This is a genomic window from Aeromonas sp. DNRA1 (assembly GCF_963888745.1).
GTDB classification, from domain to species: Bacteria; Pseudomonadota; Gammaproteobacteria; order Enterobacterales; family Aeromonadaceae; genus Aeromonas; species Aeromonas hydrophila.
On record NZ_CAWPKQ010000003.1, the window covers coordinates 302823 to 329313 of the forward strand.

A 26491-nucleotide genomic window follows, 5' to 3' on the forward strand; every position below is an offset into this window, starting at 1 on the left:
TCCGCATGATGCCGACAAGGTGCCTGTGCTGGCAACTGCCAGGATGGTAGCAGGGCATCCATGCCCTGCCATACCAGTGTGTGGGCGAAGGGAGCGTTACGGCTCCGGCTGGCTCACGAAGGCAATCTTGTGCAGACCGTGCTGGGAGGCCTGGGCCATCACCCTGGCGATGATGCCGTACTCCACTTTGCGATCGATGCGCAGCTGGATCTCGGGCAGCTCCCCCTCGGCCTGGCCGGCGCTCTCCATCTTGGCGAGCAGGGCTGCCTCGTCGACCTCCTGATCGTTCCAGTAGATCTTGCCGGCCCCATCGATGGCGAGGTTGATGTCCTGCTTGTCTGGCTGGTTGAGCTGGCTGCTGGCCTCTGGCAGCTCGAGCTTGACCGCGTTGGTGAGCAGGGGGGCGGTGATCATGAACACGATGAGCAGCACCAGCATGACGTCGATCATCGGGATCATGTTGATCTCGGAGAGGGGTTGATCGTCCCCCTCGTCCGACAGTTTGCCAAATGCCATCAGCCGCGCCCCTGTCTGGTTTCCCGCTCGACCAGCGGGGTGACGTTGTTGGTGGCAACCTGCTCGAAGCCGGTCACCAGCAGGGTAAACAGGTCGTGGCCAAACTCCTCCAGCGCCGCGAGCCTGAGGCGATTGCGCCGCACGAAGAAGTTGTAGATGAGCACGGCCGGCAGGGCGACCGCGAGGCCGAAGCCGGTCATGATCAGCGCCTCGCCCACGGGGCCGGCGACCTTGTCCAGACTGCTCTGGCCGGCGGCGCCGATGGCCAGCAGGGCGTGGTAGATACCCCAGACGGTGCCGAACAGTCCGATGAAGGGGGCTGCCGAGCCCACCGAGGCGAGGAAGGCCAGCCCCTGCTCCAGCCGCACCCGCTCCTGGGTGATGGCCCGGCGCATGGCGCGCAGCAGATATTCATCCGGCGAGCCCAGCTTGCAGCTGACCGCACGCTCCTCGGCCCGGTTCAGCTGGGCCACGGCCGCCAGCGCGGCGCCGGTCAGCCGGCCATAGGCTTCCTGCGGCGGCAGGTGGGCCAGCTGGCGCTCCATCTCCTGCACGCTGTCATGCTGCCAGAAATCGGCGACAAAGCGGGCGTTGAGGCGTTGTTCCCGCTGCGCGAGGTAGCCCTTGAGCAGGGCGTAGTAGCAGGTGCCAAGGGACATCAATACCAGCAGGATGAAGGGGATCAGCCCCACACCGCTGTTCTGGCTGAGCAGGTGGGCGATGCCCATGCCGTTGCTTGCGATTTCAGGATCCATGTTCAAGCCCTTAATTTGAAAATGATGGTGACTTTTGCCGAGGCCTCGATGGCCACGTTGTTCTGTTTGGCAGGAATGAATTTCCAACGGCTGACGGTCTTGCGGGCCGTCATGTCCAGCCGCCGATAGCCGCTGCTCTTGTCCACCTCCACCGAGGCGGCGGTGCCCTCGGCCGTCACCCGCACATTGAGGATGACCCGCCCCTCTTCTCCCCGTCGTCTCGACTCATAGGGATATTGGGGCTCGGGGTTGTTGAGCCGTGCATCGCGGGCGATGGGGGCGCTGTTGCCCGCGCCGCCGCCAGCCTTCTGGGCAGGACTCTGACTGGCGCCGCTCGCCTGTGCGGCCGTTGCCGCCGTCGCAGGGGCGGGCGCACTGACCGGTGGTTGCGGACTGCTCACCGGCATGATCTTGGCGGGCTGCACCGGCGGGGTACGGTTTTTAAGCGGTTTGACCACCGGCTTGACGCTTTTCTTGACTGGCTTGGCCGGCGGTTTTTTGGGTGTCGGCAATGGCTTGGCTTTTTGCTGCACTTGTTGTACTTGCTGCACTGTAGGAGCAGGAGCAGGAGCCGCCTTGGCTGGCGCGTCATTGGTTGCGGCCTCACCGACCCAGCGGGCCGACAGGGTCAGCGGCAAGGGCGGGGTGATGGGCGCAGGCTGGTGCGCATAGAGCCACCAGAAGGCGGCAAGATGCAGGGCGATCGCGATGGCAAGGCAAACGAGACGGGCGGCGTCGGGATCGTTGGCGGGCAGTGTTGGTCTCGGGTTGCAGGAGTCCATCACTTCTCTCCCTTCCAAGTCTTCATATTCATACTCAAACGGCTAGTGTGAAGGCGCCAGAACAGGCGTCAGGCCGCTAGCATGCCTGACAACAAGAATGGCAAACAACAACCATTATCAATCGCATTTTAATCGTGGCGAGGCTGACTCGCAGAAAATAAGAAGCCGAGTCGGCAAGCGGCGTTCCCGGCTGGCAATGGATTGAGCGGTGTGTGTTCGCAGCGGTTTTGCCCTCTGTTGGCTGGCGGCGTCACAACTCCAGCAATACCCCCAGTTCGACTACCCGGTTGGCGGGAATATGAAAGAAGTCGGTCGCCTTGAGGGAGTTGCGGTTAATCCAGACGAACAGGCCCTCTCGCCAGCGCGCCATGCCGGGCAGATCGGTGCTGACCAGGTTTTCGTGGGAGAGGAAGAAGGAGGTCTTGGCCATGGTGACCTTCAGATCCTCCTGGGCGCAGGCCTGGAAGATCTCCTCCATGGAGGGCACCTCCTTGTAGCCAAAGTGGGCGACCACCTGCCAGAACCCCTCGCCAAGGTGGGTGAGTTCGATGCGCTCCTTGAAGGAGATCCAGGGTTCGTCCTTGATCTGAACGGTCAGGAAAATGACCCGTTCGTGCAGGATCTTGTTGTGTTTGAGGTTGTGCAGCATGGCGTGGGGCACTGCCTGCACCGACTTGGAGAGAAACACGGCGGTGCCGGGTACCTGCAGCGGCGGGTGTGCCTGCATGTTGTCGACAAACCCTTTCAGCGCCAGTGACTTGTGCTCCAGCTTGTCGAGCACCAGCTCCCGTCCGCGCTTCCAGGTGGTCATCACTATGATGGCCAGCAGCGCAAACAGGATGGGGAGCCAGCCACCGGCCAGAAACTTGGTGGTATTGGCGGCAAAGAAGGTGACATCGACCAGCAGCAGCGGCGCGCACACCAGCGCGATCAGCCAGCGCGACCATTGCCAGCGGCGGGCGGCCACCACCATCAACAGCAGGGTGGTCAGCGCCATGGTACCGGTCACCGCGATGCCGTAGGCGGCGGCCAGGTTGCTTGAATTCTGGAACCAGAGGATGACGATGACGATGCCCCCCAGCAGCAGCCAGTTCACCAGCGGCAGGTAGATCTGGCCTATCTCGTGCTCCGAGGTGTGACGGATCTCCTGGCGCGGCAGGTAGCCGAGCAAAATGGCCTGGCGCACCACCGAGTAGGTGCCCGAGATCACCGCCTGGGAGGCGATGACAGTGGCCAGGGTGGCGAGGATCAGCAGGGGAAAGGCCAGCCAGGAGGGGGCAAGCAGGTAGAAGGGATTCTCGATGGCGGCGGGATTGCGCAGCAGCAGGGCTCCCTGGCCAAAGTAGTTGAGCAGCAGGGCGGGCATCACCAGAGAACCCCAGGCCAGCTGGATGGCGCCACGGCCAAAGTGACCCATGTCGGCGTAGAGCGCCTCCGTACCGGTGACGCAGAGCACGACGGCCCCCAGGGTGATGAAGGCGATACCCGGTCGGCTGATCATGAAATCGAGGGCGTAGAGCGGGTTGACCGCCTGCAGGATGGCGGGGTTTTGCGCGATCTCATAAGCCCCGAGCGCCGCCAGCACCCCGAACCAGAGCAGCATGATGGGGCCGAACAGGCGACCTATGCCGGCGGTGCCGTAATGTTGGGCCCCGAACAGGATCACCAGCACGGTGAGGGTGATGGGCAGCACGAACGGCGCCAGCTCCGGGGTGATCACCTGCAACCCTTCGACCGCCGAGAGCACCGAGATGGCGGGGGTGATCACCGCATCCCCGATGAACAGCCCCACGCCGACCAGACCGAGCAGCATGAGCAGGGCGCGTGGCTTGGCCGGAAGGCGGCGGGAGGCCAGCGAGGCGAGGGTGAGGATCCCCCCTTCTCCCTTGTCGTCGGCCCGAAGCACCAGCAGCACATATTTGAATGAGACCACGATCATGATGGTCCAGAAGAAGAGGGAGACGATGGAGAGGAGCCCCTCCGGCGTGGGCTGCAGACCCAGGTGCCCGGCGAAGCTCTCCTTGAGGGCATAGAGCGGGCTGGTGCCGAGATCGCCATAGACGACCCCCAGTGCCGCCAGGGTAATGGCCATGCGCCCTTGCTGGTGTCCGTGGCTCATCATGAAATTCCATTTCAATTCAGACTGTTAATCATGATACGCAGGCACAGGCTCAAAGCAAACCCGTGCCCCGAAAAGGCCCCTTTCGTTTGGGGTGCCGGTTTGGGTGAATTACCCAGGGTGTTGCTCTGCTGGATTCAGTGTTTGAGGGGGACGGCCAGGCGCGCATGAGCTGGTTGTCGAGAGTGCTCGAGCAGGGCCAAACGGTCTGCAATGGGGGAGGGGAAGCGGGGCTGCCTGAAAAAATGAAACGGGAGCTTTTTTGCATAAAACCGCAATGAGACAACTCTTTTGTCCCCAAAAGGCTGTTTTACGACTGAAAATGTTGGTTTTTTAGCGGCTTGGCGGCTGAAAAGGCCAAAACGCCATAAAAAATTCAAAAAACTTCTTTACCAGTGACCAATGCGTGAGTAAACTTCGTCGGCAATATTTTACACCCCCACTTCCTCAACGGTGAGATATTGCCATGCTCAGGATTGCCAAAGAAGCGTTAACCTTCGACGATGTACTGTTGGTTCCCGCCCACTCCGAAGTTCTTCCCAATACTGCCGATCTGCGTACCAAGCTGACCTCTGCCATCAGCCTGAACATCCCCATGATCTCCGCTGCCATGGACACAGTGACCGAAGCCCGTCTGGCTATCGCACTGGCCCAGGAAGGCGGTATCGGCTTTATCCACAAGAACATGTCCATCGAGCAGCAGGCTGCCGAAGTGCGCAAGGTCAAGAAGTACGAGAGCGGTGTGGTCACTGACCCCGTCACCGTACGCCCCGACATGACCATCGCCCAGATCAAAGAGCTGAGCCACAAGAACGGTTTCGCCGGTTATCCGGTGGTGACCGAGGGCAATCAGCTGGTGGGCATCATCACCGGTCGTGATGTGCGCTTCGTGATCGATCTCTCCCAGACTGTCGAACAGATCATGACCCAGAAGGATCGTCTGGTCACCGTGCGTGAAGGCGCCCCCCGCGAAGAGGTGGTTGGCCTGATGCAGAAGCACCGTATCGAGAAGGTGCTGGTGGTCAACGCCGACTTCAAACTCAAGGGCATGATCACCGTCAAAGACTTCCAGAAAGCCGAGCGCAAGCCGAACGCCTGTAAAGATGACAAGGGTCGTCTGCGGGTGGGTGCTGCCGTCGGTGCCGGTGCCGGCAACGAAGAGCGCGTCGCCGCCCTGGTGGAAGCCGGTGTGGACGTGCTGCTGATCGACTCCTCCCACGGCCACTCCCAGGGCGTGCTGGATCGCATCAAGGCGACCCGTGAAGCCTACCCTGATCTGCAGATCATCGGCGGCAACGTCGCCACCGCCGCCGGTGCCAAGGCGCTGGCCGCTGCCGGCGTCAACGCCGTCAAGGTCGGTATCGGCCCGGGCTCCATCTGTACTACCCGTATCGTGACCGGCGTGGGCGTGCCTCAGATCACCGCCATCTCCGACGCCGTCGACGCGCTGGAAGGTACCGGTATCCCGGTGATTGCCGATGGCGGCATCCGCTTCTCCGGTGACGTGGCCAAGGCCATCGCCGCTGGCGCCAGCTGCGTCATGGTAGGCTCCATGTTCGCCGGTACCGAAGAGGCGCCGGGCGAGATCGAGCTCTACCAGGGTCGCTCTTTCAAATCCTACCGTGGCATGGGTTCTCTGGGCGCCATGTCCAAGGGCTCCAGCGACCGCTACTTCCAGACCGACAACGCCGCCGACAAGCTGGTGCCGGAAGGGATCGAAGGCCGCGTGCCGTACAAGGGCCGCCTCAAAGAGATCATCCACCAGCAGATGGGCGGCCTGCGCTCCTCCATGGGGCTGACCGGCAGCGCCACCATCGACGACATGCGCACCAAGGCCGAATTCGTGCGCATCTCGGGCGCCGGGATGAAAGAGTCCCACGTTCACGACGTGACCATTACCAAAGAAGCCCCCAACTATCGGATGGGCTGATAAAACGGGGCTGCGGCCCCGTTTCTCCACCGCTTTTTTATCCCGTGCTTTTTGTGACAACAGCAGCCTGATGCAGGAATAAAATGACTAAAGACATTCACCAGCACCGTATCCTTATCCTCGACTTCGGTTCCCAGTACACCCAGCTGATCGCCCGCCGCGTGCGCGAAATCGGCGTCTACTGCGAACTGTGGGCCTGGGATGTGACCGAAGAGCAGATCCGCGATTTCAATCCGAGCGGCATCATCCTCTCCGGCGGCCCCGAGTCCGTCACCGAAGCGGGCAGCCCGCGCGCCCCCGAGTACGTGTTCAACGCCGGCGTGCCGGTGTTCGGCATCTGCTACGGCATGCAGACCATGGCCGAGCAGCTGGGTGGCAAGGTGCAATCTTCCACCGAGCGTGAATTCGGCTACGCCAAGGTGGAAGTGCTGGGCAACTCCGGCAAGACCAGTGCCCTCTTGCGCAACATCGAAGATGCCATCGCCGACAACGGCAATGCGCTGCTGGATGTGTGGATGAGCCACGGCGACAAGGTCACCACCATCCCGGCCGACTTCACCACCATCGCCCAGACCGCCACCTGCCCGCACGCCGCCATGGCCAACGAAGCCAAGCGTTTCTACGGCGTGCAGTTCCACCCGGAAGTGACCCACACCCGTCAGGGTGCCCGCATGCTGGAGCACTTCGTCAAAGACATCTGCGGCTGCGAATGCCTGTGGACTCCGGCCACCATCATCGACGACGCCGTTGCCCGCATCCGCGAGCAGGTGGGTGACGACGAGGTGATCCTCGGCCTCTCCGGCGGTGTCGACTCCTCCGTGGTCGCCATGCTGGTGCACCGTGCCATCGGCGATCGCCTGACCTGTGTCTTCGTTGACAACGGTCTGCTGCGCCTGAACGAAGGCCAGCAGGTGATGGAGATGTTTGGCGATCACTTTGGTCTGAACATTGTCAAGGTCGACGCCGAAGAGCGCTTCCTCTCCGCCCTGGCCGGTGAAGATGAGCCGGAAGCCAAGCGCAAGATCATCGGCCGCGTCTTCGTCGAAGTGTTTGACGATGAAGCGAAAAAGCTGAAAAACGCCCGCTGGCTGGCGCAAGGCACCATCTACCCGGACGTCATCGAATCGGCCGCCAGCAAGACCGGCAAGGCCCACGTCATCAAGTCTCACCACAACGTCGGCGGCCTGCCGGAAGAGATGAAGATGGGTCTGGTGGAGCCGCTGCGCGAGCTGTTCAAGGACGAAGTGCGCCGCGTTGGCCTCGAGCTGGGTCTGCCCTACGACATGCTCTACCGTCACCCGTTCCCGGGCCCGGGTTTGGGCGTGCGGGTGCTTGGCGAAGTGAAGAAAGAGTACTGCGATATCTTGCGCCGTGCCGATGCGGTCTTTATCGAAGAGCTGCGCAAGGCCGACCTCTACAATCAGGTCAGCCAGGCGTTCGCCGTGTTCCTGCCGGTGCGCTCCGTTGGCGTGATGGGCGATGGTCGCAAATATGACTGGGTCATTGCGCTGCGCGCCGTCGAAACCATCGACTTCATGACCGCCCACTGGGCACACCTGCCGTACGACTTCCTGGGTCACGTCTCAAATCGCATCATCAACGAGATCAACGGTATCTCCCGCGTGGTGTACGACGTCTCCGGCAAGCCGCCCGCAACCATCGAGTGGGAATAAGCGGCTAACGCCCTTTCACCCTTCAAGCATAAAAATGTAAAAAAGACGCCCTTGCGGCGTCTTTTCTTTTTCCAATCGTTTGCGCCTCACTTTTCCGCTCGCTAGCTGCTTTCTCACCTCCCTGCCTCTGTCATTTCTGACAGGGGGTGTTTTATGGATCTCGCACTAGGCTCAGCTATGCCAATTGAGACCGATGCTGTGAGGCGAGGGTCGTGGCAGTAGGGGAGGGTGACGACAGCAACGTCTTCATGTGCGCTGTCGACACTGGACATACCAAATCTGGTATGGCCCCCGGTGGAGTCCGGACACCACTTGAATAAACGGGGCGGAACCCGAACAGCCAAACGAGTAGGGACAAGAGATCACGGAGGGTTTGTTATGTCAGAACAAGCAGTGTTGTTGGGCGGATGGACTGCCTACCACAAGCTGAGCGCAAAAGATCAGGCCGTATTCAACCAGGCGCTGGAAGGATTTGTCGGGGTGCAGTACACCCCCTTTGAAGTCTCCACCCAGGTCGTCGCCGGTACCAACTATCGTTTTAAATGCAAAACCACGGTGCCGCTGCCCAACCCGATCCACGGGGAAGCCGTGGTGCAGATCTTCCAATCCCTGGATGGCTCGGCCCATATCACCTCCATCACCCCGATCTGATTTGGTGGTGGGGCAAGGCGGGGAGGAGGAATAGCACCTAACCGGTTTGACCCACATCTCAGTGATAAGAAAGACGCCTTAGGGCGTCTTAGTTTATCTGTGATCCTACACCTCTGACATGTTGCCAGCATGATTGTTATCATTATTCATAGAGCTGAAATATTTTTCTTTTCCATATCACACTCGCCCTATTGAATTGTGATTTATCTATCACACAACTCTTGTGGCTACTTATTTCTACATATAACAACATTGCATTTAGAAGATAATCAATGGATCTTTAAATATAATGAAAATATGAAATGATTTTTATATAGGTGGTAGTAAATATAAATGAGCATGTGAGCTAACAAATTAGCGTTTAAAAACGTGGTGAAGAATTATTTTTAATGGTTTTGATGACATTTTAAGAAGGAGATGCGTTATGAGAAAAGTTCAGTTATTGGACGGGTAGTGTATCCAATCTAATCATTATCATAAGTCCATAGGAGGATCGTACCAGTGACAGAGTTTGAAACCATAGATATTACGATGGAAATTATCCTTAACTGTATTATAGTAAGTTGTGTGTTGCGAAAAGAAACACCGACACTACCGAAATGAAAAAATACCAAAAGATACTTTGATGCGCTTGAGAAAGGAGTTACACATATAGAAGAAATTTCATATGTAGCGATAAAGTACTGGGTGTTGATAGTGGAATGTATGCGAATGGTATAGTAAAGAACGCCAAAAAGAAAAATAGGAATCATTTTATATGGTTAAAATGGAGTTCTTAAATATGCAATGATTGTAACGGTATCAACGGTATCAACGGTATCAACGGTATCAACGGTATCAACGGTATCAACGGTATCAACGGTATCAACGGTATCTGAGTTTCAACTATCGCTATGAGGGAGCGCTCCTGCTTAAATCAAGAGATTGTCCAGAGTTTCTAAAGGTTATATGGAGAAATTGTTATGTTGATAAGTCTGGGCGAAACGAAGATAATATGGAGGATGTTCATGATGATTTTCTTAAATTTAGTGGGTATCATTTTTAATTGTTCGTGATTATTGGTTTAGGTTTTTTTTCTTTGACGGGATGGAAGAACAAATGGATAGCACTCTTGTGATTTTGGAAAAGGTAAATCAATTTTACTCGTCGTCATTTGGGCAATTGGTTAGCATTACAATTGGATTGCTCGCATTTGTTGGTGTAATTGTACCTATGTTAATAACCTTTTACCAAAATCGTCAATTTAAGCAAGAGCAAGATTATATATTACGCAAGCTAGAAGAAAGTAAGTCGGAACTTTTTAAACATATTGAAACAGAAGTTTCGAGAAAGTTTGAATCAGAAAAGGAAAAAAGAGTTAAAGAAATGGCTGAACTTAGGGAGGAACTACTAAAAGAAGCATCAAAAAGCAAAGGTGGGGCTTTTTTCATTCAAGCAAATCTACAATTAGACAGTGCTGATATCACCAATGCTATTGAAAGTTATATATATGCAATTCAGAATTTTATGCGTGCGGAAGATGAGTTAAATTTACAGAGAGCCTTAAAGAGGTTAACTTATGATTGCCTTCCTAAAGCATGGAATACAATATTTCAACGCTGGGGTGATTACGAAAAAGACATTAAATCTATAGCTGATGAATTAGGAAAAAGGAATAATAATGGAAGATATACTGATGTAAGAATGGCTTTGGTTGACGCCTTAAACCAAGCGTTGCAACGTACGCATACGTCTAACAAGTAGCTTCGGTAGCTGTACCGTATGGTGCAATAAGTGCCGTAGCCGTAGGGTGCAATGAAATTGCACCTCTACTTTTGTTTCTCATACCTTGCACAAAAGCCGCTCTGCAAACGGTGCAATGAGCTGCGCTTATTGCACCCTACCTGTTTCGTTAATTTGCTGGGGTGGTGTTGCTAATCGCCATGCCTCGCCAAGGCAATAAAAGGGCGATCTGCGCCCCGACTCTTCTAATGCCCCCGCTTTATATCACTGCCTGCTCGTCCGGCATGGTTTGATAGTCTGCTGACTCACTACCAAGATTCCTGTTTTCCTCATCAGGGCGAGCAGAGAAAACCACTTTCACTCATATCTCGCCGCTTCCCAGGCGTGTATCGCCTGTTTGCGGGTTTCTCCCCAGTGATAGCCGCCGAGTTTGCCGTTTTGCTGAATGACTCTGTGGCAAGGGATCATCAAGGCGACCGGGTTGGCACCCACCGCCAGTCCCACGGCGCGGGCGGCCTTGGGGTTGCCGACGGCGCTCGCTACCTGGGCGTAGCTCACCACCTTGGCGGGCGGGATCTGCAGCAGCGCCCGCCAGACGCTGATCTGAAAGTTGGTGCCGCTCACGTGCAAGGAGATGGGGCGATCCGGCGCCTTGCTGCCATCGAACATGGTGTTGATGACTCCCTGGGTGCGTGATGGCGCCTCCCGCAGCTCCGCTTCGGGCCAGCTGTGGGCGAGGGCGGCCAGTGGCGCCTCTGGGGCCTTTTCATCGAGAAACGAGAAGTTGCACACCCCCCGCGGGGTCAGGGCGACAAACGCCTGGCCGAAGGGGGTGTCGTGCACCCCGTGATCGATAACCAGCCCGGCCCCGCGCTGTTTGTACTCGCCCGGCGTCACCGCTTCGAGCTGCACGAAGTGATCATAGAGCCGCGAGCCGCTGCTCAGGCCCAGGGTATCGGCCACCTCCAGCAGCGGGCGCGACTCCTGCAGCAGCGCCTTGGCCCGCTCCAGGGTCAGCACCTGCAGATAGCGTTTTGGCGTCACCCCGGCCCAGCGGCTGAACAGCCGCTGGAAGTGAAAGGGGCTTAAGTGAACGTGCGCCGCTATCTCGTCCAGGGTGGGCTGGCGCGCTACCTGGCTTGCGATAAAACGGATGGCATCGGCGATGCGGGCGTAATCAGACATAAGGCGCTCTCACGATAGGTTTGCAGCCGCAGGATCTTGGGTGCGACAAGGTCATGTGCGACAAATAGATACCCCACCATCGGCCAGCAGGGCAATGCCGGTGGTAAAGCTGGATGCATCGGACGCCAGATAAAGGGCCGAGCGGGCGATCTCCTCCGGTTGGGCCAGCCGTTTGAGGGCATGCATATTCTGCACAAAGGCGAGGCTCTCAGGCGTATCGGTAAAGGCTCGTCCCATGGGGGTGTCGGTGCCCCCCGGCAGCAGGGCGTTGACCCGCACCCCTTGTGCCCCATATTCGGCAGCCAGCACCTTGGTCAGGCCGATGAGGCCCGCCTTGCTCGCGGCATAGGCCGCCATGCCGGGCAGCCCCAGGGTATGGCCGACGAAGGTTGAGGTAAAGATAAGCGAGCCGCCGCCGCGTGCCTGCATGGCGGGGATCTGGTACTTGGCCCCCACAAAGGCGCTGGTGAGGTTGGTATCCAGGGTCTCCTGCCACTGCGCCAGTCCAAGCGCCGGCACGCTGCCCGGTGTCCCCGTGATGCCGGCGTTGTTGAAGGCGATATCGAGCCCGCCGAAACGGGTTAGCGCGAGATCCACCAGGGCGCGGGCGTAAGTCTCGCTTCTGACGTCTCCCGCCAGGCTCACCGCCTGGCCCCCCTCGTGGAGGATCTCCTTCACCAGCAGATCCAGCTCGGGCTGGCGGCGGGCGCCGACGACCACGCTGGCCCCTTCCCGGGCAAACAGGATGGCACTGGCGCGGCCGATGCCGGAGCTGGCGCCGGTGATGATGGCGACCTTGTTGGACAGTAATGACATGGCAGTTCCCTCGCAGGTGTGTTGTGCGGGCGCACAGGGTTGGCAGTGGGTTGAAACCTCAATAGATTCGACCCCACTCTGGTTTGACCCCACTATGGCAACCGGCCCTCGCTGACACGACCCGGATCTTGCTCTCTTTACCCCCTATCACGGTACCGTGCGCCGATGCAGGCCCTCGCGGCAACAAAACAGGGGATCTTCGGCCGTCATTCTCTATAATGCCCCCTCTTTTTTTGACTGCCGGTTTGACTGCGGGCCAACCACCGGCAGCGCCGTTGGCCGCGAGCCGACCACCCGATAGAGACGATGTCATGCATACCCTGGAACAGCTGCGCGCAGGTAAACTCTGCGGCGCCCGCCACCTCAAACTCGCCGAAAACCTGACGGAGTTCCCGCCCGAGATCTTTAGTCTCAAAGCAACGCTGGAGGTGCTGGATCTCACCGGCAATCAGTTGAGTCGGCTGCCTGACGAGCTGGCCGAGTTCAGCAAGCTGCGCATCATTTTCTGCTCCGAGAACCGCTTTACCGAGCTGCCCGAGGTGCTGGGGCGCTGCCCGGCGCTCACCATGGTGGGCTTCAAAGCCAACCGGATCGCCACTGTGCCTGCTGCGTCGCTGCCGGCGGGGCTGCGCTGGTTGATCCTGACCGACAACGCGGTGGAGCAGTTGCCCGACGAGCTGGGTCAGTGCGGCGCCCTGCAAAAGCTGATGCTCTCGGGCAATCGCCTGCGCGAGCTGCCGGTGACCCTTGCCAACTGCCAGCGTCTGGAGCTGGTGCGCATCGCCGCCAACCGGCTCGACGCGCTCCCGGATTGGCTGGCGAGCCTGCCGCGCCTTGCCTGGCTGGCGTATGCGGGCAACCCCTTCAGCGACAAGCAGGAGCAGCGGCTGGGCCAGTGTGCCTCGGTGGCCGACATCCCGTGGGATTCACTTAAGGTGGGCGAGCTGCTGGGGCAGGGGGCATCCGGCGTCATCCATCGCGCAGAGCTGGCTACGCCGGCGGGGCCGCGGGCGGTGGCGGTCAAGTGCTTCAAGGGGGCCGTGACCAGCGATGGGCTGCCCCGCTGCGAGCTGGCGGTGTCGCTGGCGGCTGGTCGTCATCCCCATCTGGTTGGGGTCGAGGGGCGGGTGGGCGATCACCCCTCCGGCATTCCTGCGCTGGTGATGGCGCTGATAGACCCTGATTTTATCAACCTGGCGGGGCCGCCGAGCCTGGACTCCTGCACTCGCGACATCTATCAAGCCGATGCCCGCTTTACCCCGGCTGCGCTGCTGGCCATGGTGCAGGGGGTGGCGAGCGCCGCACTGCATCTGCACGGGCGCGGCATCCTGCACGGCGATCTCTACGCCCACAACATGCTGCACTCCTCACAAGGGGAAGGGCGGCTGCTGCTCGGGGATTTCGGTGCCGCCTCCTGTTATGAGCGAACCGACGGCGAGCTGGCCGGCTTGCTGGAGCGATTGGAAGTGAGGGCCTTCGGCTGCCTGCTGGAAGAGCTGCTGGCCCGCTGTGCCCTCTGTGATGACAGGCTGGATGCCCTGCATGCGCTGGTGGATGACTGTCTTGCCGAGGCGGTGGCGGCGCGCCCCGACTTTGCCGAGATTGTGGCAAGGCTTGCTGCGGTGGCGCCGGTCATCTGCGCCGAGCCAGTTTTGCTCTGATCCGACTCGCCCTGCCGTCGCTGTAGTCGCAGGCACAAAGCAGGCGAGAAAGAGCAGGAGTGGATGACAAAAAGATGTCAAAAGGGGGCCTTGGGGCCCTTTTTTGTTTTGTTCCGCTTTTTTGGGCAAAAGTTACGGCTGCCGCCTTGTTGGTGCTTGCGTGTGCCGGGCTAAGTTGTGATATTGAGGCATCTTTACATGACAGGGGTTACTGGATGGAAGCGGCATTTTGGCATCAGCGTTGGGAAGAGAACCGGATCGGCTTTCATCAGGCGGATTTCAATCGCTGGCTGCAATCCTGGTGGTCGGCCCAGCAGCAGGGCGAGCCCGTGCTGGTACCCCTGTGCGGCAAGTCCCGCGACATGCTCTGGCTGAGCGGGCAGGGCCATCCGGTCGACGGGTTCGAGCTCTCGTCCGTCGCCATCAACAGCTTTTTCAGCGAGAACAAGTTGAGCGACACTGTGAGTGCCGAGGGGCCCTATCAGTGCCATCAGCACGACAGCCTGCGCATCTATGAGGGGGATTTTTTCGCCGCCCCCGAACTTGGCCGCCGCTATCGGCTGGCCTACGACAGGGCGGCCCTCATCGCCCTGCCGACCGCCATGCGCCGTCAATATGCCGAGCTGATGAGCCGGCTTATCGAGGCGGGTGGTCAGATCCTGCTGGTGACTCTGGAATATCAGCCGGAGCAGCAGCGCCAGCCGCCGTTCTCGGTGGGGGAGATGGAGGTGCGTACCCTGTTCGAGCGCCACTTCCAGGTAGAGGTGCTGGGGCGAGCGGCCGAGCTCGATCACCCCAGGGTGCTGTCGGGTCAGCTCTCCTACTTCGACGAGGTGGCCTACCGGCTGGTGCGCCGTCCAAAGGCCTGACCAAAAGCGTGAGCTGAGGCGATAAAACTGGCTATAAAGCTGCAGCTGGTTGACTCTTTATTACCTCCTTTGACATAGATCAACGTGACAAGGGAGGGGAGTGCCTAAGATGAGCCTGTTTCTCAATCACTGTTGTCATCGGCAGGCGCGCTCTGGTTTGGGACTGCCCGCCGACCATCAACTCAGTGTCTGATTTTCACGCTCATGTTCACTTTTGGCGGCTCTGGTCGCAATTGATTATGGTTTTTCCAGCCGACCCCACGGGGTCGGCTTTTTATTGGCTACAAGAAGGGGAACCGGAGGCCTGATCAGGCCTCGAAGGTGGCGGCGTTGAGCCGGAATGCGCGCGGGTCGTCGATGAACTGGCCGGTGATGCGCTCGTCGTGCTCGTGGCCCTGGCCATAGCTGCAGAGGATCAGCCGATCCGACGTTCTCGATCTCAGCTGGGTGATAAAGCGCACCAGATCGGCGCGGCTCAGGTTGCCCACCTCCTCGCACACCCTTTCGCGCTGATCAAAGCCGAGATCCTTGTTGCCGATGCTGACCCACAGCCGTTGGCCCCGACTGCGCAGGTTGGCATCCCGCTCGCTCAGCTGGGCCTGCAGGCCCGCCTTGCTGTCCTGCCACTGACGGGCAGTGAGCTCGAGCATGGCCAGCGGAAACAGGTCGATGAACTCCTCCACCGCATCCAGCAGGATCTGCGGCCCGGCCACCGGCGACTGGATGTAGAAGATGAGGCCGGGATGGCGGTTGAGGGGCAGGTTGCCGGCCCCCACCACGTAGCCGAGCTGCTGACGGGTGCGCAGCTCGTGAAAGAAGGTGGAGGACATGATGTGGTTGGCCAGGGTGAAGCAGGCCAGATCCCGCGCCCGGGTGGTGCGCGACTGGTAGTAGACCAGCAGGGCCGAGTCTTCATGCTCGCAGCCCTGTTCGCGAATGAGGGTGCCCCTGTCCTGAATGGAGATGAGTGGACGACGGGTCTCGGCACTGGGCTGGCTGTTGACGCCGAGGTGGCGCTCCAGCAGGGCGGCAAGCTCGAGGGCCTCGGCGGCGGTCCAGTCACCGTGCACCAGGGTCTCTACGTGCACCTCGGCAAAGAGACTCGCCACAAAGGCAGGCATCTCGCCCAGCTCGACGCTGCGCAGGTGGCGCAGCAACTGCTCGAACGGCGGGTTGTTGGGCTGCAGCAGGCTGGTGAGCTGGTTGAACAGCTGGGAGATGGGGCGCGCCTTGGACTGGTTGTCCCAGTTGCGAATGAGCTGCTCCTTGATCTCGCTAAAGCGGGCCGGATCCGGGTAACCCAGGGTGCGGTTGCCGAGGATCATGTCGAGCAGCAGCGGCTGCTTGTCGGCAAAGCCGCTCAGGTTGATGGTAAAGCCACCCTGGTGAGCATAGATCTGATAACCGAGCCCCGCCAGCTCCGCCGGGTAGGTGAGGGCGTTGAGGTGGTCGGTGAGCAGCTCTACCGCCAGCCGAGCCATGGCGATGTGGCGCGGGCTCTTGACCGCATGCTCGCTGTCGATGGAGATGTAGAGGTTGCCCTTGGGCACGCTGAACTGATGCTCGTGCAGGTGCCAGAGCCGAAAGCCGGGCCGATCAATGAGGCAGGCGGGCATGTCGGCGGTGAGCTCGGGTGTACGCACGTCGAGCCGGTTGCTGATAAAGGGGTTGGGCAGCGGCAGGGCCAGCGCCGGATCCGGTTCGCTCTGCTGCCAGCGGATCTTCTCCGCCTCGGTGATGGTGGTCACGCTGTAGGGGGTCTGATACCAGCGGGCCAGGCGATCCGTGGCCAGCTCCGGCGCCGTGATGGTCAGGCGCAGGTTGTGTGGCGTGAGCTTGGCGAGCAGGCGGCGAATGAGCGGCTCGTCGTATGCGCGCATCATGTAGTCGCCGTAGAGCAGGTCGTCGGGAGCATAGCTGAACAGGTTCAACACCAGCCCGGAGACGGTGTCGAGCGCCCGGCCCCGCTCCTGGAAGCGGAAGGCGGACTCAAGCACGGTGCGCTTCTCTTCATAGCGCCAGGCTTCGACCCCGCCGCGCTCGATGAGCTTCAAGTAACCGAACAGGGCCGCCACTATCTCGTTGACGTGTTCGAGCCCGAGCGGGGTCAGGCCGAAGTTGACGCCAAAATCCTTGAAGTTGGCGCCGCTGATGCCACCGCCGGCGGAGAGCTGGTTGACCCAGCCCTTCGCTTTCAGCAGAGAGAGCAGGCTGCCGTCCCCTTCGTAGCCGATGAGGTGGCTCAGGAAGGTGAGGGGCTTCTTGTCGTAATACTCGTCCACGTTGGGCAACGGGAAGGTGAGCGCGAGTTTGCGGGTCTCCTTGACCGGGTTGATCTGGATGCGAATACCCAGGTCATCGAGCCGGTAGAGGGGCATCTCGAGGGTCGGCGTTCCCAAATTGCGATTCAAAATGGGAGCGAAAAAGCGATCGCACCAGCCGAGCTGGGTCTCGATGGTGGCTGGCGAGATCATCACCAACGCCATGCGATCCGCGCTGTAGTGGGTTTCGTAAAACCGGATGAGGTCGGAGCGCAGAACCCGACCGGGCAGATCGGCCAGGGTATCCAGGTTGCCCACCGAGAATTTGGCGAAGGGATGGGCGGGATTGACCGTCTCTTTATGCACCTGGTAGCTGCGGCGCACGTCGTCCTGCAGCTTGAGGCGGTATTCGGAGTCGACCGCGTTGCGCTCCTTGTCTACCCACTCGGGATCGAAGGTGGGGCAGATGAAGAACTGGGAGAAGCGGTCCAGCCCGGCCTCGAAGAAGCCGTTGTCGATCTCGAAGAAGAAGTTGGTGAACTCGGTGCCGGTCCAAGCGTTGTTGCTGCCGCCATGACGGCTCATAAATTGCTGGTATTCACCAGGTTTGGGATAGGTGCAGGTGCCAAGGAACAGCATATGCTCAAGGAAATGAGCCATCCCCTGCCGGTCCGCCGGATCGTCAAAGTGGCCGGTGTTGACGGCCAGGGAGGCGGCAGACTTGTCGGTGTCGGGATCGCAGATCAACAAGACCCTGAGCCGGTTTGCCAGCTCCAGATAGTGGTACTGCCGATGGTCGTTGGGACTGGCATATGGGCTCATTGGCGCGTGACTCTTGTTGGATTTATTTGAATTTAAACATGATTATCGACCCCGCTACCCGGTGAGGCAAACCCTTTTCTGAGAGGTAGCGCAATTGTTTCCCCCGGCATGGCGGGGTAAGATCCCCCCGCTATCAAAACAGGCCCGTTGGGCGAGGTTGTAATGAAAATCTACATCATGCGTCATGGCCAGGCTGGCATGAATGCGAAAACAGATGAACAGCGTCCACTGACCGAGCAGGGAATCGAAGAGTCCATCCACATGGCCCGCTGGCTGGCCCCCCAGCTTGGCGACCAGCTGGATCGGGTGATCCACAGCAACTATCTGCGCGCCAAACAAACCTGGCAGAGCATATGCAGTGAATTACCCAAGGCTGGGGCCGTCGAAGAGAGTGGTGACATCACCCCCTATGGCGATCCGGCCTTCGTGGCAAGTTACCTCACTGCGCTGGCGGCCAAGCACGACAGCATTCTGATGGTGAGTCACCTGCCGCTGGTGGGCTATCTGGTGCAGAGCCTCTGTCCGGCGGCCGGTGCCCCCATGTTTGCCACCTCAGGTCTGGCCTGTATCGAGTGGCAAGATGGCAAGGGGGTCTTGCTCTGGTTGGAAGGACCACATACAATACGCTAAAAGTTAATAAAAAGTTATAGATTGGTTTTTTGGGGAAGAGAGTCGCGATTTTTCCGGATTTTTATACAGAATTTACGGAATTATTTCGCAGAAGCTGCTGTCATACGGATACAACTGCAAGAGGTTGCAAACGATGAGAGTGTTCAAGAAGTACCTGCCGCTGATGGTGGCAAAACATGTCAAAACCTTCTTCAAGGGGCGGATTTATATCCACGGCAGAGGACGCTTTGATTTCCAGTCCGGCCTGCTGATGATGCCCACGTCGGCGGACATTCCCCACCGTCAGACCGTGGTCGAGGTCAACGAGTTGATCTCGAGACTGCACATGGATGCGGCGTGATTGCTTCGTCACCTCGCTGATCCGCGTCATGCCCGCCACTGTGCGGGCATGACTGTTTTTGGGCCCACGCCGGCCTCTTAAGCGCTGTTCGACCCCCTTTATGTCAGCCAATTCTGCCCTGACGGTACGGCGCTTGCTAATCCTGTTGACCCCCCTATACTGCCGCCAGAAATACCCGCTGCTTTTTTCTGGATATAGCGATGCCACTTGCCTTCTTGTTTCCCTTCTCCTGCATGGCCATCTGGGCCGGCAACGCCATCGTCAGCAAACTGGCGGTGGGGGTGCTCTCGCCGGCGGCGCTGGCCTGGTCGCGCTGGATGGTGGCCGGCATCATCTTGACGCCGTTCCTTGCGCACCGGGCCTGGCGAGATCGCGCCAAGCTGCGCGCCGGCTTCTATCAGCTGGCGGCGTTGGCTCTGCTCGGCATGGTGCTCAACCAGACCTTTGGCTACTACGCGGCGCAGACCCTGGGGGCCACCGAGATCGGCCTGATGATGGGGCTGACGCCGCTGATGACGGTGCTGCTCAGCATCTGGTTGCTGCGCGAGCGTCCCACCTGGGGGGCGCTGCTTGGCGGTGTCATCTCCATCCTGGGGCTGGCGATCTTGCTGGGGCAAGGGGATCCCGCTCGCCTCTTTACTCAGGGCATCCACATCGGCTCCGTCTACATGCTGCTGTCGGCGGGCACCTATGCGCTCTACAGCGTGCTGCTCAAGAAGTGGGATCTGGGGCTCGACAACTGGTCCATGCTCTACGGCCAGGTGCTCTGCAGTCTGCTGTTCCTCACCCCATTTTATCTGCTGGTGGATGGACACTGGCCGGACGGGCGGGCGCTCTGGCTGATCCTCTATGCGGGGATCCCGACCTCGGCCCTGTCCCCCTGGCTCTGGATGCAGGGTATCGCCCTGCTCGGGGCAAGCCGCACCGCCATCTTCATGAACCTGTTGCCAGTGATGACAGCGGGCCTGGCCATCAGCTGGCTCGGCGAGAGATTGACCAGCTACCACCTGATCGGCGGCGGCATGACCCTGTTTGGGGTCTTGCTGGCCCAGTTGCTGGTGCAACCTGTGGTGCTGCGCCGGCGCAGTGTGGCGCTGGCCACCTGCCGGGAGGATTGAAAAAAAGACCGCCGAATGGCGGTCTTTTTTTATGCGGGATATCTAGCCTCACTGCGCGGTGAGGTAGAGGTCCTTCGAGTAGACCAGATCCTGCGGGTTTTGATAGGGGTAGCCCTTGATGTTGGGTTTGAGCAGGCGGGATTTGACGTAGAAATAGACCGGGGCGATGGGCGCTTCTGCATCGATCAGGGCCTCGGCCTGCTGATAGAGCTGGTTGCGTTCGGCCGGATCCCTGGCGTCATGGGCCTTGGCCAGCAGGGCGTCATACTGCTGGTTGAACCACTTGCCGCTGTTGGCGCTGCTGCTGGAGGTCATGATGTCGAGGAAGGTGGAGGCATCGTTGTAATCCCCGTTCCAGGCGTAGCGGCTGACCCCGAAGTCCCCTTCGTTGAGGGCCGACACCATGGTTTTCCACTCCATGTTGTTGAGCTTGGCCTGCACCCCCAGGTTGTGTTTCCACATGGAGGAGATGGCCAGCGCTATCTTCTTGTGCCCCTCGTTGGTGTTGTAGAGGATGTCCACATCCAGCGGCTTGCCAGGGCCATAACCCGCTTCGGCGAGCAGCGCCTTGGCCTGCTTGATCCGCTCCTCCTTGCTCATCTGCTCGCTGGCCGGTCGCTTGAGCTCGAAGCCGTCCACTATGGGAGGCGTCAGGCTGAAGGCGGAGATCTGACCCTGCCCCAGGAGCTTCTCGGTGATGGTGTCCCGGTCGATGGCCAGGGAGAGCGCCTTGCGCACCTTGGGATTGTCGAACGGTTTGCGCTGGGTGTTGAACACGTAGTAGTAGGTGGCCAGGGTCGGCACGCTCACCAGCTCCTGCGGGCTCTGCTGCTTGAGCTGCTTGTACTGCTCGAGCGGATAGCTGGTGTAGTGCAGCTCGCCGGCGCGATAGCGGTTGTAGGCGGCGGTGTCGGAGACGATCTCCAGATAGAACACCTTGTTCAACACCGTATGCTGGTTGTCCCAGTAATGGGGGTTGCGCTCGGCGATGAGACGCTCGTTGGGGGTCCACTCCTTGAGCACGAAGGCCCCGTTGGAGACGATGTTGCCCGGCTTGACCCACTCATGACCGAACTTCTCGATGGTTGCCCTCGGCGCCGGGAAGGTGGTGTAGTGGGAGAGGGTCTTCAGGAAGAAGGGGACCGGGTTTTTCAAGGTGATCTGCAGGGTATGGGCATCGAGCGCCTTTATGCCCAGCGTATCCGGGCTCTGTTTGCCCTGAATGACCTCGGCGGCATTGGTGACGCCGGTCAGCTCGATGAACCAGGCGTAGTTGGAGGCATTCTTGGGATCCGCCGCCCGCTGCCAGCCATAGACGTAATCGGCCGCCGTCACTGGCTCGCCGTTGGACCATTTGGCATCGGGTCTGAGCTTGAAGGTGTAGACGGTGCCCGTGGGGTCGAGCTGGTAACCCAGGGCGCCGGCAGGCTGCAGCTTGCCGTCCCCGTCCAGGGTGTAGAGTCCCTCGAACAGGTCGTTGACGATTTCGCTGCCCGCGCTCTCTTCCACCATCTGGGGGTCGATGGAGGCGGGTTCGGTACCTATGTTGCGGATGAAGGTTTGCTGTTCTGCCGGCAGCAACTTGGTACCGGCCGGCACCTGGGCTGCCAGGGCGGGGAGTGCGAACAGGGCGGCAACCGTGCCGGCAATGAGTGTCCTTTTCATTGAATATCCTTATGTTTTTTTGCTTCCAAAGCTGGGCCAGTGTGCGGGATTGATGGCGAGATCTCAAGAGGCAGACAGGTCCCCCATGGCATGGGTCCCAGATAGGGGGCATGGCGGGGATCTTGCCACCCTCATGACGACCTCTTCGTGAGTTTTTGCCACGAATTAACATCGAAAAAGTTATCGATTGAAACCAGATTGAGGGCTATTTCGGGCGAAAAAGGTGGGGGAGATGTGCGTTTATTCAGCGGCTTAATTCGCTGCAAAAACAAAAAACAGGCGTTACATTAGGTTACAAAACAAGGCTGCCGAGGATCGGCACTTTTTTTGTCTATGCGTGCAAACGTTTTCAAAGCCAACGGAAACGATCTTAAAGGAACAATAATGCGAAACATGATCACCATGGGCGAGTTCATCGTCAAAAAGCAGGCGGATTATCCCACCGCGACCGGCGAGCTGACCTCGCTGCTCAGCTCCATCCGCCTGGCCGCCAAGGTGGTGAACCGGGAGATCAACAAGGCGGGGCTGGCGGACATCATCGGCTCCATGGGCGCTGAAAACGTACAGGGCGAGGTGCAGCAGAAGCTGGACGTTTACGCCAACGAGCGTTTCAAGGCGGCGCTGGAAGCCCGTGGCGAAGTGTGCGGCATGGCCTCCGAAGAGGAAGAAGACTTTGTCTCCTTTGATTCCGAGCTCTCCCGTCACTCCAAGTACGTGGTATTGATCGACCCCCTCGATGGTTCCTCCAACATCGACGTCAACGTCTCCGTCGGCACCATCTTCTCCATCTACCGCCGGGTCAGCAAGCCGGGCGCCGGCGTCACCCTGGAAGACTTCTTGCAGCCGGGCAACCGCCAGGTGGCGGCCGGTTACGTGGTCTACGGCTCCTCGACCATGCTGGTTTACACCACCGGCTTTGGCGTCAACGGCTTTACCTACGACCCTTCCATCGGCTGCTTCTGCCTCTCCCACGAGAACATCCGCATTCCGGAGGAGGGCAAGATCTACTCCATCAACGAGGGCAACTACATCAAGTTCCCGGATGGGGTGAAGAAGTACCTGAAATATTGTCAGGAGCGGGACGAGGCGACCCACCGTCCTTACACCTCCCGCTACATCGGCTCGCTGGTCTCCGATTTTCACCGCAACCTGCTCAAGGGCGGCATCTACATCTATCCGTCCGGCACCAACTCGCCGAACGGCAAGCTGCGTCTGCTCTATGAGTGCAACCCCATGGCCTTCCTGGTGGAGCAGGCCGGTGGCAAGGCCTCCGATGGCTTTGGCCGGATCATGGATATCCAGCCCACCGCACTGCACCAGCGTACCCCTTATTTCGTGGGCTCCACCAAGATGGTGGAGCGGGCCGAGGCCTTCATGCGGGAGTTCTCCGCCCACGAGAACCCGGCCAATCAGGTATGACGGTCAACGTCACGGGATAAAAAACGGGAGCCATCAAGGCTCCCGTTTTATTTGGGTGAGCGGCTGGCCGCCTCATCACCACCCCCTCAGGGGTTGGCGTGGCTGGCGAGATCCGCCAGCAGGCCATCCACCAGCTTGAGGCGCATGGCCCTGTCCTGGGTCGGAACCTGGAAGCGCAGCCGGGTCGGCCCGTCCATCTTGTAGATGCGCGGCTGCTCTGAGAGCAGCTTGACCAGATAGGCAGGGTTGACCCTGGTCTCCTGGGTAAAGTCCAGATAGCCGCCGCGCTCGCTCATCTCCACCCGGCGAATGCCCAGCGCCGTGGCGCGCTGGCGGAAGGCGGCCAGCTCCAGCAGGGTTTTGGTTGGCTCCGGCAACAGGCCGAAGCGGTCGATCAGCTCCACTTTCAGTTCGCGCAGCTCCTGCTCGTCCGCCGCACTGGCGATCCGTTTGTACATGGAGAGCCGCATGTTGACGTCCGGAATATAGTCGTCCGGCAACAGCGCCGGCAGGCGCAGCTCCACCTCGGTGTGCTGGCTCATGAGCTGTTCCAGCGACGGCTCCTTGCCCGATTTCAGCGCCTCGACCGCCTGCTCCAGCATCTCCATGTAGAGGGTGAAGCCGACCGATTCAATCTGGCCGCTCTGATCGTCACCGAGCAGTTCGCCGGCGCCGCGGATCTCCAGATCGTGGGTGGCCAGTGCAAAGCCGGCGCCGAGATCTTCAAGGGACGCAATGGCCTCCAGCCGCTTGGCCGCATCCTTGGTCATCAGTTTGGGATGGGGGGTGAGCAGGTAGGCATAGGCCTGGTGGTGGGAGCGACCGACCCGGCCCCGCAGTTGGTGCAGCTGGGCCAGACCGAGATGATCCGCCCGATCCATGATGATGGTGTTGGCGCTTGGCACGTCGATGCCGGTCTCGATGATGGTGGTGCAGACCAGCAGGTTGAAGCGCTGGTGGTAGAAGTCCGACATCACCCGCTCGAGCTCGCGCTCGCGCATCTGACCGTGAGCGATGCCGATGCGCGCCTCCGGCACCAGCTCGGCAAGATCCGCCGCGCACTTCTCGATGCTCTCCACGTCGTTGTGCAGGTAGTAGACCTGGCCGCCGCGCTTCAATTCCCGCAGCACCGCCTCGCGGGTGACCACCGGCTCCTGCTGGCGCACGAAGGTCTTGATGGCCAGGCGCTTGGCGGGCGGGGTGGCGATGATGGAGAGATCCCGCATGCCCGACATCGCCATGTTGAGGGTACGCGGAATGGGGGTGGCGGTGAGGGTGAGGATGTCCACATCGGCCCGCAGCGCCTTGATCTTCTCCTTCTGGCGCACCCCGAAGCGATGCTCCTCGTCGACGATGAGCAGCCCCAGATCCTTGAAGGTGAGCTCGGCGCCGAGCAGCTTGTGGGTGCCGATGATGATGTCCACCTTGCCTTCGGCGAGCTCTTTCATCACGGCGGTCTGCTCCTTGGCGGAGCGGAAGCGGCTCAGTACCTCGACCCGCACCGGCCAGTTGGCGAAGCGGTCGCGGAAGTTGTCGTAGTGCTGCTGGGCGAGCAATGTGGTTGGCACCAGCACGGCCACCTGCTTGCCGCCGTGCACTGCCACAAATGCCGCCCGCATCGCCACTTCGGTCTTGCCGAAGCCCACGTCGCCGCACACCAGCCGATCCATGCTCTTGGCCTGGCACATGTCGCCGAGCACCGCATTGATGGCGTTGAGTTGATCATCGGTCTCCTCGAACGGAAAGCCGGCGGCAAACTGGCGATAGGCTTCGCGGTCGTGCTTGAAGGCAAAGCCGTGACGGGCCGCCCGCATGGCATAGACATCCAGCAGCTCGGCTGCCACGTCGCGCACCTTTTCGGCCGCCTTGCGCCGGGCCTTGACCCAGGCCTCGCCGCCGAGCTTGTGGCTGGGCGGGTTGTCCGAGCCGGTATAACGGCTGATCAGGTGCAAACTGGTGACTGGCACGAACAGCTTGTCGCCGCCGGCATATTCGAGGGTCAGAAACTCGGTGGGCAGGCCGCCGGCATCGATGGTTTCCAGCCCCAGATAGCGGCCGACCCCGTGATCCAGGTGCACCACCGGCTGACCCTGGGTCAGCTCGCCGAGGTTTCGGATCACCGCATCCGAACTCAGGTTCTTGCTCTTCTCCCGTTGCCGTTTGCTGCGGATCTTGCCGCCCAGCAGTTCGGTCTCGGTGATGAGCGCGAGCTCCTCTTGCCCAGGCTCTCGCAGCAAGAAGCCGCGCTCGAGCGGTGCTACCAGCAGGCCGTGACGGGCCTTGCTGGTGATGAAGGCATCGAGTGATGCAAACTCCTTGGGCTGCAACGCGATGCGGGCCAGCAGATCGCCCAGTACCTCGCGCCGCCCCTCGGACTCCACCACAAACAGGGTGCGGCCGGCAAAACCTTGCAGGAACTGGTTGAGGGCCAGCAGCGGCTGCTCCTTGCTGTGATCGAGCTGCAGCTCGGGCAGCGCCGAGACAGGCAGGTCGTGCTGGCCCGCATCACCGGCGGTGGGGGCCTCCTGCAGCCGCACGGCCGCGTACTGGCCGAGCGCCGCAAACAGCTGTTCCACCGGCAGATAGATCTGCTGGGGTGGCAGCAGGGGACGGGTATTGTCCCAGCGCCTGTCCTCGTAGCGCTGGCTGATGTCGTTCCAGAAGCGCTGGGCGGCGGGGTAGATCTCCCCCACGGTCAGCAGCAGGGTGTTGTCCGGCAGGTGGTCAAACAGGCTGGCGGTCTGCTGGAAGAAGAGTGGCAGATAGTACTCGATGCCGGCCGGCCAGCGCCCCTTGCTCACCTCCTGATAGACGGAGCCCTCTGCGCGGGAGATCTCGAACTGTTCGCGATACTGGCCGCGAAACAGCTCGATGGCACCCTCGTCGGTGGGAAACTCCCGGGCCGGCAACAGGCTGACGCTCTTGACCGGCTCGCTGGAGCGCTGGGTCTCGGGGTCGAACGGGCGGATGGAGTCCACTTCGTCGTCGAAGAAGTCGATGCGATAGGGGCTGCTGCTGCCCATGGGGAAGAGATCGAGCAGGGAGCCGCGGGCGGCAAATTCGCCGTGCTCCAGCACCTGCTCCACTGCCACATAGCCCGCCTCGGCGAGGCGCGTGCGCAGCTGCTGCAGATTGAGGCGCTGGCCGCTTTTCACCATCAGGCTGTATTTGTCGAGATAGACCCGGGGCGCCGTGCGCAGCATCAGGGTGGAGATGGGCACGATCAGCACGCCGCTGCTCATCTGCGGCAGCTTGTAGAGGGTCTCGAGCCGCTGGGAGATGATGTCCTGATGGGGGGAGAAGGTGTCGTAGGGCAGGGTCTCCCAGTCCGGGAACAGCAGCACCGGGCAGCCCGTGTCGGCCAGCAGGTATTGCAGTTCCTGTTCGAGGCGCAGGGCGCTCGGGGTATCGGCGGTCACCAGCAGGACGGGGCGATGAGCCTCCTGCGTGAGGCGGGCGGCCATCAGCGAGAGGCTGCTGCCTGTCAGCTGGCCGAGCGTTAACTTTTGGCCCGCCTTGGCGGGCAAGGCGGGAAGCTTCATTGGCATCATTCGATT

19 protein-coding genes are annotated in these 26491 nt (G+C 60.2%); 10 read left to right on the top strand and 9 right to left on the bottom strand.

The window, feature by feature from the left end; translation table 11 throughout:
* Positions 1 to 96 precede the first annotated feature (96 nt).
* The 4 genes from AACQ43_RS11395 to AACQ43_RS11410 form a co-directional block, all read right to left on the bottom strand.
* Entirely contained in the window at positions 97 to 516 is a 420-nt protein-coding gene (locus AACQ43_RS11395; protein ID WP_011705855.1) for an ExbD/TolR family protein, read from the bottom strand.
* Positions 516 to 1271, bottom strand: coding sequence for a MotA/TolQ/ExbB proton channel family protein (locus AACQ43_RS11400; protein ID WP_010633777.1), 756 nt, complete (start codon positions 1269 to 1271; stop codon positions 516 to 518). Before AACQ43_RS11400 ends, AACQ43_RS11395 begins: the two co-directional genes overlap by 1 nt.
* A gap of 2 nt (positions 1272 to 1273) precedes the next feature.
* Positions 1274 to 2053, bottom strand: coding sequence for an energy transducer TonB (locus AACQ43_RS11405; RefSeq protein WP_168967322.1), 780 nt, complete (start codon positions 2051 to 2053; stop codon positions 1274 to 1276).
* 250 nt (positions 2054 to 2303) lie between these two features.
* Positions 2304 to 4172, bottom strand: coding sequence for a potassium transporter Kup (locus AACQ43_RS11410; RefSeq protein ID WP_211162535.1), 1869 nt, complete (start codon positions 4170 to 4172; stop codon positions 2304 to 2306).
* Between the two features lie 466 nt (positions 4173 to 4638).
* Between AACQ43_RS11410 and guaB the strand changes: the two genes are divergently transcribed.
* The 4 genes from guaB to AACQ43_RS11430 all read left to right on the top strand — a co-directional run bounded on the left by guaB (position 4639) and on the right by AACQ43_RS11430 (position 10169).
* Positions 4639 to 6102: an IMP dehydrogenase gene (gene guaB / locus AACQ43_RS11415; RefSeq protein ID WP_011705859.1), complete on the top strand. Its 1464-nt coding sequence runs from the start codon at positions 4639 to 4641 to the stop codon at positions 6100 to 6102.
* An 83-nt stretch (positions 6103 to 6185) separates the two neighbouring features.
* Positions 6186 to 7775 (top strand): glutamine-hydrolyzing GMP synthase, encoded by a 1590-nt coding sequence (gene guaA, locus AACQ43_RS11420; RefSeq protein ID WP_168967324.1) that lies wholly within the window; start codon positions 6186 to 6188, stop codon positions 7773 to 7775.
* Between the two features lie 378 nt (positions 7776 to 8153).
* A complete protein-coding gene (locus tag AACQ43_RS11425; protein WP_010633780.1) occupies positions 8154 to 8426 on the top strand; it encodes a hypothetical protein in 273 nt (90 codons plus the stop codon).
* Between the two features lie 1098 nt (positions 8427 to 9524).
* Entirely contained in the window at positions 9525 to 10169 is a 645-nt protein-coding gene (locus AACQ43_RS11430; protein ID WP_168967325.1) for a hypothetical protein, read from the top strand.
* A gap of 336 nt (positions 10170 to 10505) precedes the next feature.
* On the opposite strand, the gene AACQ43_RS11435 is transcribed toward AACQ43_RS11430, so the two are convergent.
* Both AACQ43_RS11435 and AACQ43_RS11440 read right to left on the bottom strand, forming a co-directional pair.
* Complete coding sequence (locus AACQ43_RS11435) at positions 10506 to 11333, bottom strand: bifunctional transcriptional activator/DNA repair enzyme AdaA (protein ID WP_106552449.1); 828 nt, start codon at positions 11331 to 11333, stop codon at positions 10506 to 10508.
* 51 nt (positions 11334 to 11384) lie between these two features.
* On the bottom strand, positions 11385 to 12149 hold the full coding sequence (locus AACQ43_RS11440; RefSeq protein WP_168967326.1) for an SDR family oxidoreductase: 765 nt from the start codon (positions 12147 to 12149) through the stop codon (positions 11385 to 11387).
* Between the two features lie 311 nt (positions 12150 to 12460).
* Between AACQ43_RS11440 and AACQ43_RS11445 the strand changes: the two genes are divergently transcribed.
* Both AACQ43_RS11445 and AACQ43_RS11450 read left to right on the top strand, forming a co-directional pair.
* A complete protein-coding gene (locus AACQ43_RS11445; protein ID WP_168967327.1) occupies positions 12461 to 13810 on the top strand; it encodes a leucine-rich repeat-containing protein kinase family protein in 1350 nt (449 codons plus the stop codon).
* 215 nt (positions 13811 to 14025) lie between these two features.
* Positions 14026 to 14679, top strand: a complete 654-nt coding sequence (locus AACQ43_RS11450) for a thiopurine S-methyltransferase (RefSeq protein ID WP_168967328.1) — start codon at positions 14026 to 14028, stop codon at positions 14677 to 14679.
* Positions 14680 to 14987: 308 nt separating this feature from the next.
* On the opposite strand, the gene AACQ43_RS11455 is transcribed toward AACQ43_RS11450, so the two are convergent.
* Complete coding sequence (locus tag AACQ43_RS11455; protein WP_168967329.1) at positions 14988 to 17762, bottom strand: insulinase family protein; 2775 nt, start codon at positions 17760 to 17762, stop codon at positions 14988 to 14990.
* A 162-nt stretch (positions 17763 to 17924) separates the two neighbouring features.
* Between AACQ43_RS11455 and sixA the strand changes: the two genes are divergently transcribed.
* From sixA to AACQ43_RS11470, 3 genes are all read left to right on the top strand, one after another.
* Positions 17925 to 18392, top strand: a complete 468-nt coding sequence (sixA, locus tag AACQ43_RS11460; RefSeq protein ID WP_045526853.1) for a phosphohistidine phosphatase SixA — start codon at positions 17925 to 17927, stop codon at positions 18390 to 18392.
* 133 nt (positions 18393 to 18525) lie between these two features.
* On the top strand, positions 18526 to 18732 hold the full coding sequence (locus AACQ43_RS11465) for a DUF1107 domain-containing protein (protein ID WP_016350921.1): 207 nt from the start codon (positions 18526 to 18528) through the stop codon (positions 18730 to 18732).
* A gap of 200 nt (positions 18733 to 18932) precedes the next feature.
* Positions 18933 to 19850 (top strand): DMT family transporter, encoded by a 918-nt coding sequence (locus AACQ43_RS11470; protein ID WP_168967330.1) that lies wholly within the window; start codon positions 18933 to 18935, stop codon positions 19848 to 19850.
* A 48-nt stretch (positions 19851 to 19898) separates the two neighbouring features.
* Here AACQ43_RS11470 and AACQ43_RS11475 read toward each other — a convergent pair whose 3' ends face one another.
* Positions 19899 to 21515 (bottom strand): peptide ABC transporter substrate-binding protein, encoded by a 1617-nt coding sequence (locus tag AACQ43_RS11475; RefSeq protein ID WP_168967331.1) that lies wholly within the window; start codon positions 21513 to 21515, stop codon positions 19899 to 19901.
* 384 nt (positions 21516 to 21899) lie between these two features.
* Here AACQ43_RS11475 and fbp point away from each other — a divergent pair, with 384 nt between their 5' ends.
* Positions 21900 to 22934 (top strand): class 1 fructose-bisphosphatase, encoded by a 1035-nt coding sequence (gene fbp, locus AACQ43_RS11480; protein WP_029300647.1) that lies wholly within the window; start codon positions 21900 to 21902, stop codon positions 22932 to 22934.
* Between the two features lie 86 nt (positions 22935 to 23020).
* Here the strand turns inward: fbp and mfd are convergent, their stop codons facing one another.
* Positions 23021 to 26485: a transcription-repair coupling factor gene (mfd, locus tag AACQ43_RS11485; protein WP_168967332.1), complete on the bottom strand. Its 3465-nt coding sequence runs from the start codon at positions 26483 to 26485 to the stop codon at positions 23021 to 23023.
* Positions 26486 to 26491 lie beyond the last annotated feature (6 nt).